Annotated in this window: 17 protein-coding genes; 9 read left to right on the top strand and 8 right to left on the bottom strand. The window is 67.8% G+C overall.

What is annotated here, in order from left to right:
* Positions 1-87 precede the first annotated feature (87 nt).
* From Q4F04_RS04235 to Q4F04_RS04215, 5 genes are all read left to right on the top strand, one after another.
* On the top strand, positions 88-861 hold the full coding sequence (locus Q4F04_RS04235; RefSeq protein ID WP_303368583.1) for an ABC transporter ATP-binding protein: 774 nt from the start codon (positions 88-90) through the stop codon (positions 859-861).
* Positions 858-1,559 (top strand): ABC transporter ATP-binding protein, encoded by a 702-nt coding sequence (locus Q4F04_RS04230; RefSeq protein ID WP_303368582.1) that lies wholly within the window; start codon positions 858-860, stop codon positions 1,557-1,559. The genes Q4F04_RS04235 and Q4F04_RS04230 overlap by 4 nt, the downstream gene beginning before the upstream one ends.
* 1 nt (position 1,560) lies before the next feature.
* Positions 1,561-2,448, top strand: coding sequence for a branched-chain amino acid ABC transporter permease (locus Q4F04_RS04225; protein ID WP_303368581.1), 888 nt, complete (start codon positions 1,561-1,563; stop codon positions 2,446-2,448).
* A gap of 52 nt (positions 2,449-2,500) precedes the next feature.
* Positions 2,501-3,448 (top strand): branched-chain amino acid ABC transporter permease, encoded by a 948-nt coding sequence (locus tag Q4F04_RS04220; protein WP_303368606.1) that lies wholly within the window; start codon positions 2,501-2,503, stop codon positions 3,446-3,448.
* A 197-nt stretch (positions 3,449-3,645) separates the two neighbouring features.
* Positions 3,646-3,960 (top strand): hypothetical protein, encoded by a 315-nt coding sequence (locus tag Q4F04_RS04215; protein ID WP_303368580.1) that lies wholly within the window; start codon positions 3,646-3,648, stop codon positions 3,958-3,960.
* 41 nt (positions 3,961-4,001) lie between these two features.
* On the opposite strand, the gene Q4F04_RS04210 is transcribed toward Q4F04_RS04215, so the two are convergent.
* Together Q4F04_RS04210 and Q4F04_RS04205 are read right to left on the bottom strand one after the other, a co-directional pair.
* Complete coding sequence (locus tag Q4F04_RS04210) at positions 4,002-6,299, bottom strand: FdhF/YdeP family oxidoreductase (RefSeq protein ID WP_303368579.1); 2,298 nt, start codon at positions 6,297-6,299, stop codon at positions 4,002-4,004.
* A 163-nt stretch (positions 6,300-6,462) separates the two neighbouring features.
* On the bottom strand, positions 6,463-7,251 hold the full coding sequence (locus Q4F04_RS04205; RefSeq protein ID WP_303368578.1) for a Crp/Fnr family transcriptional regulator: 789 nt from the start codon (positions 7,249-7,251) through the stop codon (positions 6,463-6,465).
* 280 nt (positions 7,252-7,531) lie between these two features.
* Between Q4F04_RS04205 and Q4F04_RS04200 the strand changes: the two genes are divergently transcribed.
* From Q4F04_RS04200 to Q4F04_RS04185, 4 genes are read left to right on the top strand one after another with little or no spacing between them, the layout of a single operon-like run.
* Positions 7,532-8,437 (top strand): ABC transporter substrate-binding protein, encoded by a 906-nt coding sequence (locus Q4F04_RS04200; protein WP_303368577.1) that lies wholly within the window; start codon positions 7,532-7,534, stop codon positions 8,435-8,437.
* A 10-nt stretch (positions 8,438-8,447) separates the two neighbouring features.
* Complete coding sequence (locus Q4F04_RS04195; RefSeq protein ID WP_303368576.1) at positions 8,448-9,623, top strand: ABC transporter permease; 1,176 nt, start codon at positions 8,448-8,450, stop codon at positions 9,621-9,623.
* Positions 9,620-10,549 carry an ABC transporter ATP-binding protein gene (locus Q4F04_RS04190; protein WP_303368575.1) on the top strand — a complete coding sequence of 310 codons (930 nt, stop codon included), beginning with the start codon at positions 9,620-9,622 and terminating at the stop codon, positions 10,547-10,549. The genes Q4F04_RS04195 and Q4F04_RS04190 overlap by 4 nt, the downstream gene beginning before the upstream one ends.
* Entirely contained in the window at positions 10,546-11,265 is a 720-nt protein-coding gene (locus tag Q4F04_RS04185) for an ABC transporter permease (RefSeq protein WP_303368574.1), read from the top strand. Before Q4F04_RS04190 ends, Q4F04_RS04185 begins: the two co-directional genes overlap by 4 nt.
* 3 nt (positions 11,266-11,268) lie before the next feature.
* On the opposite strand, the gene Q4F04_RS04180 is transcribed toward Q4F04_RS04185, so the two are convergent.
* From Q4F04_RS04180 to Q4F04_RS04155, 6 genes are all read right to left on the bottom strand, one after another.
* Positions 11,269-12,093 (bottom strand): sugar phosphate isomerase/epimerase, encoded by an 825-nt coding sequence (locus Q4F04_RS04180; protein ID WP_303368573.1) that lies wholly within the window; start codon positions 12,091-12,093, stop codon positions 11,269-11,271.
* A gap of 12 nt (positions 12,094-12,105) precedes the next feature.
* Positions 12,106-12,780 (bottom strand): HAD family phosphatase, encoded by a 675-nt coding sequence (locus tag Q4F04_RS04175; RefSeq protein ID WP_303368572.1) that lies wholly within the window; start codon positions 12,778-12,780, stop codon positions 12,106-12,108.
* On the bottom strand, positions 12,777-13,538 hold the full coding sequence (locus Q4F04_RS04170) for a glycerophosphodiester phosphodiesterase family protein (RefSeq protein ID WP_303368571.1): 762 nt from the start codon (positions 13,536-13,538) through the stop codon (positions 12,777-12,779). The genes Q4F04_RS04175 and Q4F04_RS04170 overlap by 4 nt, the downstream gene beginning before the upstream one ends.
* A 21-nt stretch (positions 13,539-13,559) precedes the next feature.
* Positions 13,560-14,420: an ABC transporter permease gene (locus tag Q4F04_RS04165; protein ID WP_303368570.1), complete on the bottom strand. Its 861-nt coding sequence runs from the start codon at positions 14,418-14,420 to the stop codon at positions 13,560-13,562.
* A gap of 13 nt (positions 14,421-14,433) precedes the next feature.
* Positions 14,434-15,360: an ABC transporter permease gene (locus tag Q4F04_RS04160; RefSeq protein ID WP_303368569.1), complete on the bottom strand. Its 927-nt coding sequence runs from the start codon at positions 15,358-15,360 to the stop codon at positions 14,434-14,436.
* A gap of 8 nt (positions 15,361-15,368) precedes the next feature.
* On the bottom strand, positions 15,369-16,145 hold a 777-nt coding region (locus Q4F04_RS04155; RefSeq protein ID WP_303368568.1), incomplete at its 5' end, for an oligopeptide/dipeptide ABC transporter ATP-binding protein.

Here is a 16,145-nt window from a genome sequence, read left to right as displayed (position 1 = left end):
GTGGGACTATTACCACGTCCGCGCCACCATCCCGGGGGCCGAGGCCTACATGAACCCGGCCGAGTCGGGCTGCCCTCTGGTCACCGGATGACGGAAGCCCCGAACGACGAGGAGCCGCGGGTGGTGCTTTCCGCCCGCGGTCTCGGCAAGGACTTCTCGGGGTTCACGGCGGTCAACAACGTGAACCTCGACGTCCACCATGCCCGCATCCACGCGCTGATCGGCCCCAACGGGGCCGGCAAGACCACCGTCTTCAACCTGCTGACCAAGTTCCTGCAGCCCACGCGCGGCCAGATCACCCTGCTGGGCACCGACATCACCAAGATGAAGCCCGATGTGGTGGCCCGCATGGGGCTGGTGCGGTCCTTCCAGATCTCGGCCGTCTTCCCGCATCTGACGGTGCTGGAAAACGTCCGCGTCGCGTTGCAGCGCCCGGCGGAATTGCATGTGCAGTTCTGGCGCCCGCTCAAGGCGCTGGACGTGCTGAATGGCCGGGCCGAGGTGCTGATCGACGAACTGGGCCTGACCCCTTGGCGCGACGTGCGCGCCGCCGACCTCTCCTATGGCCGCAAGCGGGTGCTGGAGATCGCGACGACGCTGGCGCTCGACCCGCAGGTGCTGCTGCTGGATGAACCCATGGCCGGCATGGGGCATGAGGACGTGCATACCGTGGCCGAGATCATCCGCGAGGTCGCCCGCCACCGCGCCGTGCTGATGGTGGAACACAACCTTTCGGTCGTGGCCGACATCTGCCACGACGTCACCGTGCTGCAGCGGGGCGAGATCCTGGCCGAGGGCGACTATGCCACCGTCGCCGCAGACCCGCGCGTGCGCACCGCCTACATGGGGACCGAAGCATGAGCGCGCTTCTGAACGTGGCCGGGCTGAACGCCTGGTATGGCGAAAGCCACGTCCTGCATGGCGTGAACATGCATGTGAACGAGGGCGAGACCGTCTGCATCCTCGGCCGCAACGGCATGGGCAAGACCACCACCCTGCGGTCCATCATCGGCATCGTCCGCAAGCGGACCGGGCAGATCAGCTTCGCCGGGCAGGACCTGATGACCATGCCGCTGCACCGCACCGCGCGGGCGGGCCTGGGTTTCGTCCCCGAGGAACGCGGCATCTTCGCCACCCTGTCCGTGGATGAGAACCTGATGCTGCCCCCCGTGGTGGCGCAGGGCGGCATGACGCTGGACGAGATCTACACGCTGTTCCCGAACCTCAAGGAACGCCGCAACAGCCCCGGCACCAAGCTGTCGGGGGGCGAGCAGCAGATGCTCGCCATGGCGCGCATCCTGCGGACCGGCGCCCGCTGCCTTTTGCTGGACGAGCCGACCGAGGGCCTTGCCCCCGTCATCATCGACGCCATCGGCGCGGTGCTGCGGGAACTCAAGGCGCGGGGCATGACCGTGGTGCTGGTGGAACAGAACTTCCGCTTCGCCTCGAAGGTCGCGGACCGCTTCTATGTCATGGACCACGGCGTGATGGCCCATGAGTTCCCGGTGGGCGAACTCGGCGCCCGCATGGACATGCTGCAAGAAACGCTGGGAGTCTGAGATGACGATGATCTTCGGAATCCCGATCCAAGCCTTCATGGGCCAGATCCTCGTGGGCCTGATCAACGGCTCGTTCTACGCGCTTTTGTCGCTGGGCCTTGCGGTGATCTTCGGCCTTTTGCGCGTCATCAACTTCGCCCATGGCGCGCAATACATGCTGGGTGCCTTTGTCGCCCTGCTGGCCCTGAACTGGTTCGGGCTGAACTACTGGTTCGCGCTGATCCTCGCGCCCCTGGTGGTGGGGGCCTTCGGGGCGCTGGTGGAACGCACGATGCTGTCGCGGCTGTACCAGCTTGACCACCTTTACGGGCTTCTGTTCACCTTCGGCCTCGCGCTGGCGCTTGAGGGCACCTTCCGCTGGTATTTCGGCGCCTCGGGCCAGCCCTATTCGGCCCCGGCGGCGCTGACCGGGGCGATCAACCTCGGCTTCATGGTGCTGCCGATCTACCGCGGGTGGGTGATCGTGGCCTCGCTGATCGTCTGCATTGCCGTCTGGGCGCTGATCGAGAAGACGCGGCTGGGCGCGACGCTGCGCGCGGCCACGGAAAACCCGGTGCTGGTGCAGAGCTTCGGCATCAACGTGCCGCGGCTGCTGACGCTGACCTATGCGCTGGGGGCGGGGCTTGCTGCCATCGCGGGCGTGCTGGCGGCCCCGATCTACCAGGTGTCGCCGCTGATGGGGACGAACATCATCATCGTCGTCTTCGCCGTGGTCGTGGTCGGCGGCATGGGGTCCATCATGGGCGCCATCGTCACCGGCTACCTGCTGGGCGTGGCCGAGGGGCTGACCAAGGTCTTCTATCCCGAGGCCTCCAACATCGTGATCTTCGTCATCATGGCGATCGTGCTGATCCTGCGTCCCGCGGGTCTGTTCGGGAAGGAGGGCTGAGATGGCCAGGACATCCGAAATCTCGACGGCCGAGCCGGGTTCGGTCCGCACCATGGGACGGGGGGTGCAGCTTGCGCTGCTGCTGGCGGCGGGGGTGCTGCTGATCGCGGCGCCCTTCATGGTCTATCCCGTCTTCGTGATGACGATGCTGTGCTTCGGGCTCTTCGCCGCGGCCTTCAACCTGCTGCTGGGCTACACGGGGCTGCTGTCCTTCGGCCATGCCGCCTTCTTCGGGGGTGCGGCCTATTTCACCGCCCATGCGGCAAAGGAATGGGGCTGGAACCCCGAGTTCGCGCTGGCGATCGGCGTCCTGGGCGCCACGGCTCTGGGCGTCGTGATCGGAGCCATCGCGATCCGGCGGCAGGGCATCTATTTCGCCATGATCACGCTGGCGCTGGCGCAGATGTTCTTCTTCTTCTGCCTGCAGGTGCCTTTCACCCATGGCGAGGACGGCATCCAGGCCGTGCCGCGGGGCCGCCTGTTCGGGATCATCGACCTGAACGACACGATGACCATGTATTACTTCGTGCTGGCTGTCTTCGTCTTGGGGCTGCTGGTGATCTGGCGCTTCGTGAACTCGCCCTTCGGGATGATCCTCAAGGCCATCCGGGAAAACGAAAACCGCGCCATTTCGCTGGGCTATGCCACGGCGCAGTACAAGCTGGGCGCCTTCGTGATGTCGGCGGCGCTGTCGGGGCTTGCGGGCGGGCTGAAGGCGCTGGTGATGCAGTTCGCCACGCTGACGGACGTGGACTGGCACATGTCGGGACAGGTCGTGCTGATGACTCTGATCGGCGGCATCGGCACGCTGCTGGGCCCGGTCGTGGGCGCGGGCATCGTGATCGCGCTGCAGAACCGGCTGGCGACCTCGGCCTTCCCGGTCACGATCATCACCGGGCTTGTCTTCATGATCTGCGTGATGCTGTTCCGGCGCGGGCTGGTGGGCGAGCTGGCCCATTCCCGCCTTGGGCGCGCGATGGGCTTGCGGCCGCCGGGCTGAGCCGGCCCCGGACCGACGAACGGCCGCCGCGACACCCTCGCGGCGGCCGTTTCATTTTCAGGGTCCCGCAGGGACCGTTTGCGGCGGCGAGATCGTTGACAAGGACAGGACCCTGCAGGCGCGGGTCCCGTTCGGCGACCCGCCCGGCACCTGCCGGGGGGGGATCACAAGGTCAGCAGCAGGATCGGAGGACGCTCGTGAACGACAATGGCGAACAGCGGGGGGCGAACCCCAGCTTGCTCAAGAAGGACATCGACCGTGGGCTGACCGGCGACAAGGTCAGCTACACGGACCCGGCGGCCTCGCCGCTGGGCACGGATGACGAGGCGGCGGGGACGCCGATCACCCAGACGCAACTGGACATGGCCCGGAAGACCGAGCGTGCGCAGGGCGCGCAGGCGGGACCGCGCGACGTGGATTTCGGCGCCGCGTCATCGAAGACGGGGCGCGGCACCATCGTGATGCTGGCGGCGGGCGCGGCGATCGTGCTGCTGCTGCTGGCGCTGCTCTAGCCGGTGCGGCGCGCGGTCATCGGACCGCGCGCCCGCGGGCATCAGGCGGGCAGCGGCTCGACCCGGACGGGCACGCCCTTGTAGGCCGGCGTCTTCGACATCCGGTCATGCAGCCCCACCGGAATGACCGGGTTCACCTCGGGGTAATAGGCAGCCACGCAGCGGTCGGGCAGATCATAGGGCGTCACCGTCAGGCCGGCCAGGTCGCGGTCATGGCCATCGTCCTCGGCGCAGACCAGCCGGACTTTCTGGCCCTCGCTCAGCCCGGCGCGGGCGATCTCGTCGGGGTTCATCAGCACGATCATGCGGTCGCCCGAAAGCCCCCGCATCCGGTCGGAATAACCATAGATCGTGGTGTTGAACTGGTCGTTCGAGCGCAGCGTGACCAGCGTGTATTCGCCCTGTGCCAGATCGCGGCCCAGACCCGAGTTCGTGTCGGGAACCGAGAACTCGGCCTTGCCGCTTTCCGTCTTCCACGTCCGCTCGCGTGCCGCGTTGCCCTTGTAGAAGCCGCCCGGCTCGCGCATCCGGCGCTCGTAGCCGGTGAATTCCTCGGGCCACAGCGCCTCGATGCAGGCCCGGACACCGGCATAGTCCCCCACCCAGTCATCCCACGGCACCTTCGGGTTCGGGTCCAGCGTCGCCTTGGCGATGCCGGCGACGATGGCAGGCTCGGACAGCAGATGCTCGGACGCGGGCGTGTTCTTCCCGTGCGAGGCGTAGATATGCGACAGCGAATCCTCGATCGAGACCACTTGGTGGCCGCCGGCCTGAACGTCCTCCTCGGACCGCACGAGGCAGGGCAGAAGCCATGTCTGCCGCCCCGGCAGCAGATGCGAGCGGTTCAGCTTGGTCGCGACATTCACCACAAGATCAAGGTCTGCCCAATGCGCCGCCGCCCGGCGGGAATCGGGGATCGCGGCGGCGAAGTTTCCGCCAAGCTGCAGAAAGGCCCGCACCGACCCGTCGATGATGCCCTTCACCGCCTCGACGGTTGTGGTCCCTTCCTCGCGCGGGGGCGAGAAGTCGAACATCTCGGCCATTTCGTCCAGCGGCACCAGTTCCGGCTTTTCCGCGATCCCGACGGTCCGCTGCCCCTGCACGTTGGAATGCCCGCGCACCGGGGAAATCCCCGCCCCCAGCCGGCCGAGGTTGCCGCGCAGCAGCATCAGGTTGACCATCATGCCCAGCGTCTCGCCGCCGCGCACATGCTGGGTCAGGCCCATGCCATACATGGCGACCACGCGCTTGGACCGCGCATAGATCGTGCCGACGTCGCGCAGATGGGCGCGGGTGAGGCCCGACAGTTCCTCGATCTCGTCCCAGCTTGTCGCCTCGGCATGGGCCTTCAGGGTCTCGTAGCCCGTGGTATGCTCGGCGATGAAGGCATGGTCGATGACGCCGCCGCCCCCCTCGGCCTCCATCTCGAAGACCCGCTTGATGAGGCCCAGGATCGCCGCCATGTCGCCGCCCGGCCGGACCTGCAGGTAGAGGTCCGAGATCTCGGTCGAGGCGCCCAGGATCTGCGTGACCTGCTGGGGATTGCGGAAGCGCAGCAGGCCGGCCTCGCGCACGGGGTTGAAGGTGATGACCTTGCAGCCGCGCTGCACCGCCTTCTGGATCGTGTGCAGAAAGCGGGGGCTGCTGGTTCCCGTGTTCTGGCCGAAGAAGAACATCAGGTCGCAATGGTCGAAATCTTCCAGCACGCAGGTGCCGACGGGCGAGCCGATGAACTTCTTCAGCCCGACGCTCGTCGTCTCGTGGCACATGTTCGAGGAATCGGGCAGGTTGTTGTGGCCGTAGAGCCGCGCGAACAACTGCCACATGAACGAGGTCTCAAGGCTGGCCCGGCCCGAGGTGTAGAAGACCGTGGACTTGGGATCGAACGTCCTCAGCGCCGCGCCGATGCCCTGGAAGGCCTCGTCCCAGGTGGTTCCGACATAATGGCCGCTGCTCGGGTCGAAGCGCATCGGATGGGTCAGCCGGCCCAGCGATTCGAGATCGTGGTCCGACATTTCCCGCAACGCGTCGATGCCGTGCCTTTCAAACACCCCCGGATCGCAGCGGCGGGCATCCAGGTCCCAGATCGTGGCCTTGGCGCCGTTTTCGCAGAACTCGGCCAAGTGGGGCTTGGCGGGCTTTGCCCAGGCGCAGGAGGTGCACATATGCCCGTCCGGCTTGTTCTGGCGCCGCAGCGTGTTCAGCACGGCGGGCGATGGCGGCTGGCCGACGATGACCCTGGCCATGCCTTCCATCGATCCCCAGCCGCCGGCCGGGCCATCGTAATAGGGGGTATCCGGGTCCTGCTGGGTTGCCGGGTCGGTCTGGTCTCTGTCCATGGCTGCACCTTCAAGCTGGGGCGGCGTGGCGGCAGGGACCTGCGGCCGCTGCGTCATTCCTGCCGCGCAGGGGCGATGTGGCTTCCATGGGGGAAGACCGGCGCGACCGCCGGGGTTCCATGATTAATAAGTGATCGGACGATCCTTGCGCCCGCGGGACGAATCAGATCTGCGCCCGCCAGATCGACCGGCTGCGCCCGGCCGGCAGGCCGCTGCTGGCGGTGACGCCCAGTTCCTCGTCGATCGCCTCGGGCAGGTAGAGGTAGTCCCACTGGAACTCGCCATGGCGGAACAGGGCGTGCAGGTTCAGGACTTCGACCCGGCCGTCGAGGAACAGGCAGACCCGCTCTTCCCGCAATTCGCTCAGCATCCGGTTGGCATGGACGGGGGTCATGCCGCAGGCCTGCGCAAGATCCGCCTGACTGATCGGCAAGCGGCAGCCGTCGAGGCCCGACAGCCCGCGGGCATATTGCCGCACAAGCATTTCCGCGAACAGGTTGGCGATGCGCGCCCGCCCGCCCAGCCGCCCGGTCCTGAAGGTCCAGTAGCGCTGGATCGAGGCATCCAGCATCGCGATATGCCACAGCTTGTCATAGGTATCGGGCGCGGCCCCGCGCAGCGCCGCCACACGGGCATGGGGCAGGGTCGTGATGGTGGCGGGGCTCAGCGTCTCGATCTCGTGGTCGACATTGTTCAGCACAAGGGCGGCAAGGTCGATGAAGTCGCCGGGGATCTGCAGGCCCAGGACCTGCCGGCGGCCCTGGATGTCGATGCGGAACCGGCTGGCGAAGCCCTCGCGCAGATAGGACAGGCGGGTGATCCCGACGCCCGACTGGCCGGCCTTCTGCCGGGCGCGCAGAAAGGTTTCCCCGCTTGAAAGCGAGGCGAGCAATTCACCCTCGGCCACGGTGATCAGGCCGGGATAGGCGCGGTGAAGATCGATGCCTGACATCTGTCGTTCAATCACGAGAAACGGAAGCGGTCTGGTCCAGCCGCTTGGAAAATCTCAGCAGGAAAAGAAGGGAACTCGTTGAACAGGCATGATGCTAGCCTGCAACCGGGTCAACGGACAAGATGGTGAAGATGCAAGGCATCAAACTTTGCCGTTGCTTCCGCGGATGCGGCAGGGTCCGCGACACGCAATAAATGTCCATCCGTGACAGGGAATGCTTCCCCCCGTTCCAGAGTCCCGCATACTGTCGGGGAACGGCAACAGCCACCGGGGATGAAGAATGCACAGGATCACGACCATCGCCCTTGCCCTGCTGGCGGGGCTTGCCTCGCAGGCGGGCGCCCGCGACATCGTGGTGTCGTCCAAGATCGACACCGAGGGGGGCCTGCTCGGCAACGTCATCCTGCTGGCGCTGCAGGATGCCGGGCTGCCGGTCCAGAACCGCCTGCAACTGGGCGGGACCCCCATCGTGCGGGATGCCATCGCCTCGGGGCAGATCGACATCTATCCCGAATACACCGGCAACGCCGCCTTCTTCCACAACGAGGCCGACAGCCCCGTCTGGAAGGATGCCGCCCAGTCCTACGCCCGGGCGGCGGAACTGGACCGGGCGCAGGATCTGGTGTGGCTGGACCCCGCACCCGCCAACAACACCTGGGCCATCGCCCTGCGCCGCGATGTGGCCGAGGCGAATGGCCTGTCCACCATGTCCGACTTCGGCGCCTGGGTCGCGGGCGGGGGCGAGGTGAAGCTGGCCGCCTCGACCGAGTTCGTGACCTCGCCCGCAGCGCTTCCCGCCTTCCAGGCGACCTACGGCTTCCAGCTTTCCCCGGCGCAGCTTGTCCAGTTGTCGGGCGGCGACACGGCCGCGACCATCGCGGCGGCGGCGCAGCAGACCTCGGGCGTCAATGCGGCCATGGTCTATGGCACCGACGGCGGGATCGAGCCCGCAGGCCTGCTGGTGATGGGGGACGACAAGGCCGTCCAGCCCTTCTACCAGCCCGCGCCGGTGGTCCGGGCCGAGGTGCTGGCCGAATATCCGCAGATCGCCGAGGTGCTGGACCCGATCTTCGGGGGCTTCGACCTTGTCACGCTGCAGGAACTGAACGCCCGCATCCAGGTCGGCGGAGAGCCCGCCGCCGCCGTGGCCGAGGACTATCTGAAGCGCACGGGCGTGATCGAGTGACGCAGCCCCGATGAGGTCCGCGGCCCTTGCCGCGCCGCCGGTGGCGCTCAGCCGGCCGGGGCTTCTGTTCGCGGGCCTGGGGCTGGCCGGGCTGGCGCTGCCCTTTGTCCAGTTCCGTGCCAACCGGATCGTCGCGGGCGAGGGGATTGGCCTGCCCGGGGCGCTGGGACCGCAGGACTGGATCGTCGCGGCGCTGCTGCTGGCGGTTCTTGCCGGCACGGTGGCTAGGACGCCGCCGCGCCTGTCGCTGCTGGCGGCACTGGCGGGGGCGCTGGTGGTGATCCTTGCCGCCGGGCTGGCCGCGAGAGCGCTGGTGCCCGAAGGCGACCGGCTTGCCCGCGTCTCGCTGGGCGCAGGCTTCTGGCTGCTGCTCTTGGCCTTTGCGCTGGCGATCGCCGATGCGCTGGCACGGCTGCGGCCCTCGCTGTCGCTGCGATGGCTGCTGCTGGCCGGAACGATCGCGGCGGGGGCGCTGTTGCTCGGCTCGGGCGTGCTGGACGAGTTGTCGGTGATGCGGGAATACAACGCCCGGCACGAGCAGTTCTGGCGCGAGGCGGGGCGGCACCTGACGCTCGCCTTCGGTTCGCTGGGCGCGGCGCTGGCGGTGGGGCTGCCGCTGGGCATCCTGATCTACGAGGCGCCGCGCGGGCGGAACGCGGTGCTGGGGGTGCTGAACGTGGTGCAGACGATCCCGTCGCTGGCGCTGTTCGGGATCATGATCCCCTTGTTTGGCTGGGTCGCCGCCAATGTGCCGGGCGCGGCGCAGGCGGGGATCGCCGGCATTGGCGCCTTTCCGGCGCTGGTGGCGCTGTTTCTGTATTCGCTGCTGCCGGTCGTGTCGAACATGGTGGTGGGGCTGAACGGCGTCCCCGCCCCGGTGCGAGAGGCCGCCGCCGGGTTGGGCATGACCCGCGCGCAGGCGCTGGCACAGGTGCTTATCCCCTTGACCCTGCCGGTGGTGATCGCGGCGGTGCGGATCGTTCTGGTGCAGAACATCGGCCTTGCGGTGATCGCGGGACTGATCGGCGGCGGCGGCTTCGGCAGCTTCGTCTTCCAGGGGCTGAACCAGACCGCCATGGACCTCGTGCTGCTGGGCGCCATTCCGACCATCGCGCTGGCGCTGATCTCGGGGATCGCGCTGGACCTGCTGCTTGCAGGGCTTGACCCGCGGAAGGCCCGCGCATGATCGGGATCGAGCATCTGACGAAGCTTTACGGCCCCGTCGCAGCCGTCGACAACGTCAGCCTGACGGTCGAGCGGGGCCAGATCGCCGCACTGGTCGGCACCTCGGGGTCGGGCAAGACGACGCTCTTGCGGATGATCAACCGGCTGGTCGAGCCGAGTTCGGGCCGCGTCCTGATCGACGGCACCGACACCGCCGCCCTGCCCCCGCATCTGCTGCGCCGCCGGATCGGCTATGCGATCCAGGGGCACGGTCTGTTCCCCCATCGCAGCGTGGCGCAGAACATCGCGACCGTGCCCCGGTTGCTCGGCTGGGACCGCAGGCGCATCGCCCAACGGGTGGACGAGTTGCTGGACCTGTTCCAGCTTTCCCCGGCCGAGTTCCGCGACCGGATGCCCCAGCAACTATCCGGCGGCCAGCAGCAGCGCGTGGGCGTGGCCCGCGCGCTGGCCGCGCAGCCCGAACTGCTGCTGATGGACGAGCCCTTCGGGGCGCTCGATCCCGTGATCCGGGCCAAGGCGCAGGACGACCTGCGCCGCATCCAGCGCGAGCTTGGCACCACCCTGATCGTCGTCACCCACGACATGGAGGAAGCCATCACGCTGGGCGACCGCATCGCGGTGATGGACGGGGGCCGCCTGCTGCAATACGCCACCCCGCGCGAGATCCTGACCGCCCCCGCTACCCCCTTCGTGCGGGAGTTGATCGGGACCGAGGCGCGGCCCTTCCGGCTGCTGTTGCTGTCCTGCGTGGCCGACATTGCCCGGCCGGGCGAGACTGCGGGGCCGGCGGTTTCCCCGAACGCCTCGCTGCGGGACGCGCTGGCCTTGTGCCTCTGGTCCGGGCGCGAGGCGCTGCCGGTGGAGGGCGGCGGCGTGGTGACGCTGGATGCCCTGCGCCGGGCGGCGGCGGGCGAGGCGGCGCGATGATCGGGCGGATCGCCCTGGCTGCGGCCGCCGCGCTGCTGCTGGCCTTCCTGCTGGCGCCGGAAAGCTTCGCCCCCCTGCTGCGTCCCCTGACGCGGAACGATGCGCCGCCGATCTACACGCAGACCAGCCTTCTCTCGCTCACGCTGTCCCACCTGTCGATGGTGGCAGTGGCAGTAATCGCCTCGACCGTGGTGGCAGTTGGGCTGGGGGTGCTGGTCACACGCGAGGGCTGGCGAGATTTCCTGCCGCTTGCCCGCACGGTCACGGCGGTCGGGCAGACTTTCCCGCCCGTCGCGGTGCTGGCGCTGGCGGTCCCAGCGATGGGCTTCGGCGCGGGGCCGACGCTGCTGGCGCTGTTCCTCTACGGGCTGCTGCCGATCTTCGAGAACACGCTCGCGGGCCTGACCGGCCTGCCCCCGCAGGTGATCGAGGCCGCGCGTGGCATGGGGATGACCCGCAAGCAACGGCTTCTGCAGGTGGAACTGCCGCTGGCGCTGCCGGTGATCCTTGCGGGCGTGCGGCTGTCGGCGGTGATCGCGCTGTCCACCGCCACCATCGGCTCGACAGTGGCGGCGCAGACACTGGGCGAGGTCATCATCGCGGGGCTGCTGTCATCGAACACCGCCTTTGTCCTGCAGGGCGGCGTGGTCGTCGGCACGCTCGCCCTGCTGATCCACGCGGGCTTCAAGGCGCTGGAAGCCCGCGCGGGCGCATAGGGCTTATCGCGCCAGCCCCAGCCGCTTGAGGTATTCGACCGAGGGCAGGATGCCCGCCTTGTCGCGCAACTCAAGGATAAGCCGGGGCTTCGAGGTGAACTCGCCCAGCGCCCGGAAGACGGCGGGCCAGCAGATCGTGCCCTCGCCGATGGTCCAGTGGCGGTCGGCATAGCCGTCGGCGTCCTGCAGGTGGATATGCTCCAGCCGGTTGCCGGCGCGGCGGACGTAATAATCCACCGGCGGCGCGCCGGTCGAGCCGTAAGCGTAATGCGCGTGGCCGGTGTCGATCGAGACCGCCATGGCGGGCGAGTCGAAGCTGTCCGCGAGGATGCGGCGGATGTCGGGGTCCTTGTCCTGGATGTTCTCGACGACCATGGTGACGCCGATCTCCTCGGCGCGGCGGACGACCGGGTTCATGGTCAAGTGGCAATATTCCAGCACCCGCTCATAGGCCGAGCGGCCGGGGAAGTTGTCGAGGTTGTTGAAATCCCAAGTCGAATAGGGCGAATGGATCACCATCTGCGTGGCGCCCAGGTACTCGCAGACCTCCAGCCCCTGCATGAACTTGCGCGCATTCAGCGCCCGCATGTCGGGATCGGGGCTGGCGATGCTGAGGCCCCAGAAGGGCCCATGGATGCCGAGACGGCCGGTATGGCCTGCCAGCAGCGACTTGGCGCGGTCGGCCACGGGTTTCCAGTCGCCGTTCAGCAACTCGGCGTCGAAGAAATCCTGCAGTTCGAGGTCGCGGTTCTCGGACAGGATGAAGTCCTGCATGGTTTCGAGCGCGGATGTGGGAAGGGCGGCGCCCAGCAGGGGAAGGTCGGTCATGTTCGTCTCGGTTCAGGCTGCAAGGGGAAGAGACAGGCGGGACAGCAGGCCGTGGAACTCGGCCATGCCGTGGACGACATGGTCGGCCCCGGCATCGCGAAGGACCTGCGCATGGCTGTGGCGGTGGTCCGATGGGCCGATGAAGCCCACGGCGAGGCAGCCTGCGGCGGCGGCGCAAAGGACGCCATGCGGGTTGTCGTCGATGAAGATCGCCTGTTCGGACGCGACGCCCAGCTTTTGGCAGGCAAAGAGCGCGAGGTCGGGCGCGGGCTTGGGCGCGGGGACATGCTCGGCGGAATAGATGTGCGGGCCGAAGCGGGCCGCCAGCGGGGTGCGGGCAATCGACCGATCCAGTCGCCTGACGCTCGAGTTCGAGCAGACCGCCAGCGACAGGTCAAAGCCGGACAGCACCGCCTCGATCCCCTCGACATGGGGGATGTCGCGGTCGAACATCTGAAACAGGATGCGGTCGGATTCGCCGAACACGGCAGCCGCGTCGAGCCCTGCCTGTCGCATCCACGCAAGGCTCGCCTGCGCCGAATTGCCCGAAAAGATGCGCGTGGCCTCCTCGCGGGTCATGGGAAGGCCCGCTGCGGTGACGGCCCGGGCCAGCGCCTCGCAGCCCAAGGGTTCGGTGTCCAGCAGCACACCGTCGCAGTCGAAAAGGATGGCCTGATATTCTCTCATGCCGGGACGCCTTCCTGCATCAACTCGCGCAGCAGCACGGGGTTGTCCGAGACGAGGAAGCCCGGCGCGCGGGTGATCCAGCGGCGGATCAGGGCGGGGTCGTTGATCGTCCAGACCGAGCAGGACTTAAGCGGGCGCAGGCGGGAAATGAGGTCGAACTCGGCCTCGAACAGTTCGTGGTGGATGCCGACGATATCCACGAGGTCATCGACCTGACGCAGAAAAGCCGCGATACCGCTCTGCCGGTCGGCCCAAGCGCGGTTGACCGAGATGAGGCGACGCAGGTCGGGGGCTGTGGCGCGGATATGCCGCACGACAGCGATGTCGAAGCTGTGCAGGATGGACCGCTCGGCCAGTCCGAAGCGTCGCAGGATTTCCACCGTCCGTTCCACCAGCCCGCGATAGGGGGTGCCGTTCTGGTCGGACTTCAGTTCGACATAAAGGTCTGTCCCGGCATGGGGCGCGAGGATCTCCAGCACTTCTTCCAGACTGGGCACGCCCTCGTCGATCAGCGCGCCGTCAGGGCCGCGCAGGCGCAGCGCATTGCGGCTCTCCGGCGTCAGGTCGCGGACAAGGCCCGCCCGGTTGGTGGTCCGGTCCAGCGTCGGGTCGTGGATCACCACGATCTCGCCCGCGTCGGTCAGGTGCAGGTCGAACTCGATCCCGTCGAAGCCGTGGCGTGCGGTTTCACGGAAGCCTGGGGCCGAGTTCTCGGCCCAAAGGTTGCGGGCACCCCGATGGGCCATGATCTGGGACATGAATGTCTTTCCTCAATAAAATCAACGGATCGTCGGGTCCAGCCGGTCGCGCAGCCAGTCGCCCAACAGCGAGATCGACAGCGTCGTCATCACGATCACCGCCGAGGGCGCGAGCATGATCCACGGCGCCCGCGTCAGGTATTCGCGCCCGAATCCGACCATGTTCCCCAGCGAGCTTTCCGGCGGCTGCACGCCGAGGCCGAGGAAGCTGAGCCCGGATTCCATCAGGATGATCTCGGGAAAGGTCAGCGTCATCGACACGATCAGGGTCGAGGCGACGTTTGGCAGGATGTGCCGCAGATAGACGCGCGAGGGTTTCGCCCCAAGCTGCACCACCGCCGCCGCATAGCCCTGCGCCGAGGCCGAGATGGCAAGGCCGCGGGCAATGCGGGCGTATCTTTCCCAGCCGTAGAAGCCCATCAGGCAGACCAGCAGGACCATGGACGAGCCGAAGAAGGCCAGCACCGCCAGCGACATGATCATGAAGGGCAGCGCCGCCTGGAAGTCGGCCAGCGCCATGACCAGATGCTCGACCCAGCCCCGGAACTGGGCGGCGAGGAAACCCAGCGTGGTGCCGAAGACGGCGGACAGGATCGTCGCCCCGAAAGCGATGACCAGCGAAACGCGGACCGACTGGATCAGCCGCGACAGCACGTCCCGGCCAAGCTCGTCGGTGCCGAGCCAGTGGCCGGGCGTTCCCATCGGCGCCAGCCGCGCCGACAGGTCCATCTGCGTGATCTCGTAGGGCCGCAGCCAGTCGGCGAAGATGGCGGTCAGCACCATCAGAAGGGTCCAGCCGGTGGCGAGAATGACCAGCCACGGCATCCTCAGCCGCGTGCGGGTCAGAAGGCCCGGTGCGGGGGCAATTGCGGTATCGGCCATCGGTTTTCCCTTGTTACCGGCTGCGCTTCTGGCGAAGGCGGGGGTCGAGCAGGCCATAGGCGAAATCGACACACAGGTTGGCGACCACCATCGAGGCCGCGATGACCAGCAGCAGGCATTGTACCACCGCAAGGTCGCGGTTCGAGACCGACACCACGATCAGCCGCCCGACGCCGGGCCAGGAAAAGATGCTTTCCACCACGACCGCCCCCGCGATCAGCGCGCCCACCATGAAGCCGATCAGGGTGACGATCGGGATCGCGGCATTGGGCAGCGCGTGCTTCCAGACGACCTGGCGCCAGGGCAGGCCCTTGGCCATGGCGGTGCGGATATAGGGCTGGCCCAGCACCTCGATCATCGCGGATCGCGAGAAACGGGCGAGGATGCCGATCCCGCCGATCGACAGGGTGGCAATGGGCAGGATCGCGTGGCGCCATGTGTCCTGCCCGCCCGATGGCAGCCAGTCGAGCGTGACCGCGAAGACCAGAACCAGCACCAGCGCCAGCACGAAGGAGGGGATCGTGAAGCCGAAGATCGACAGCATGATGACGCCCCGGTCGGCGATGGATTCCCGGTGCAGCGCCGCATAGACGCCCGCCGGGATGCCGATGCAGATCTTCAGGATCAGCGCCGGGACGGTGATCGCCAGCGTGGCCGGGACGCGATCCAGCACCAGGTCGATGGCGGGCGACTGGTCGCGCATCGAGATGCCGAAGTCGAAGCTGAGGATCTGCTGCAGATAGGCCAGATATTGCTGCCATAGCGGATCGTTCAGGCCCCAGCGGGCGCGGAAGGCGTCCACCGCGTCCTGCGGCGCGTCGGGGCCCAGCAGCACCTGCGCGGGGTCGCCCGACATCCGCAGGACGACAAAGGCGAAGGTCATGACCAGCAGGATTGTCAGGGCCGCGCGGGCGATCTTGGCGAGTGTGAAACGAAGCATGGGAACTCTCAGGCCGCCTGCCGCTGGTCGCGGGGCAGCTTCAGGCAGGCGGCAAGCCGGCCACCGTGGTTTTCAAGTTGCGGCACCTCTGCCGCGCAGCCCGCATCGGCAAAGCGGCAGCGGGGGTGGAAGGCGCAGCCTTGGGGGCGCGCGGCGGGGTTCGGCGGCTCGCCCCTCAGGATGATCCGGCCTTCCAGCCCCTGCCCCGCCCGCGGGATCGAGGAAACGAGCGCCTGCGTGTAGGGGTGGCGCGGGTCGGCGAAGATGCGGTCCGAGGGGGCTTCCTCGACCACCCGGCCCAGATACATGACCGCCACCCGGTCGCAGATGTTGCGGACCACCTTCAGGTCGTGGCTGATGAAGACCATGGTCAGCCCGTCCTGTTCCTGCAGGTCGCGCAGCAGGTTCACCACCTGCGCCTGGATGGACACATCCAGCGCCGACACAGGCTCGTCGCAGACAAGGAAGCTCGGGTTCGTGGCCAAGGCGCGGGCGATCACGACACGCTGGCGCTGGCCGCCGGAGAGTTCATGCGGATAACGGTCGGCCTGATCGCGGCGCAGGCCCACGCGGGCCATCAGCGCCTCGACCCGCTCGGCCAGTTCGGCGCCTTTCGCGAGACCATGGATCTCCAGCGGCTCGGCGATCTGGGTCGAGATGGTCATGCGGCGGTCGAGCGCGGCCAGCGGGTCTTGGAAGATCAGCTGCATCTGGGCGCGAAGGCGGCGCCAATGTTCCGTCCGGGGCGCGGGCATGGGCTGGCCGTGATACAGGACCTCACCCGC

The sequence above is a fragment of the Paracoccus sp. (in: a-proteobacteria) genome (assembly GCF_030536915.1).
GTDB lineage: Bacteria > Pseudomonadota > Alphaproteobacteria > Rhodobacterales > Rhodobacteraceae > Paracoccus.
Note: the sequence above shows the minus strand (reverse complement) of the source record. Positions and strands in the feature narration are given on the sequence as shown.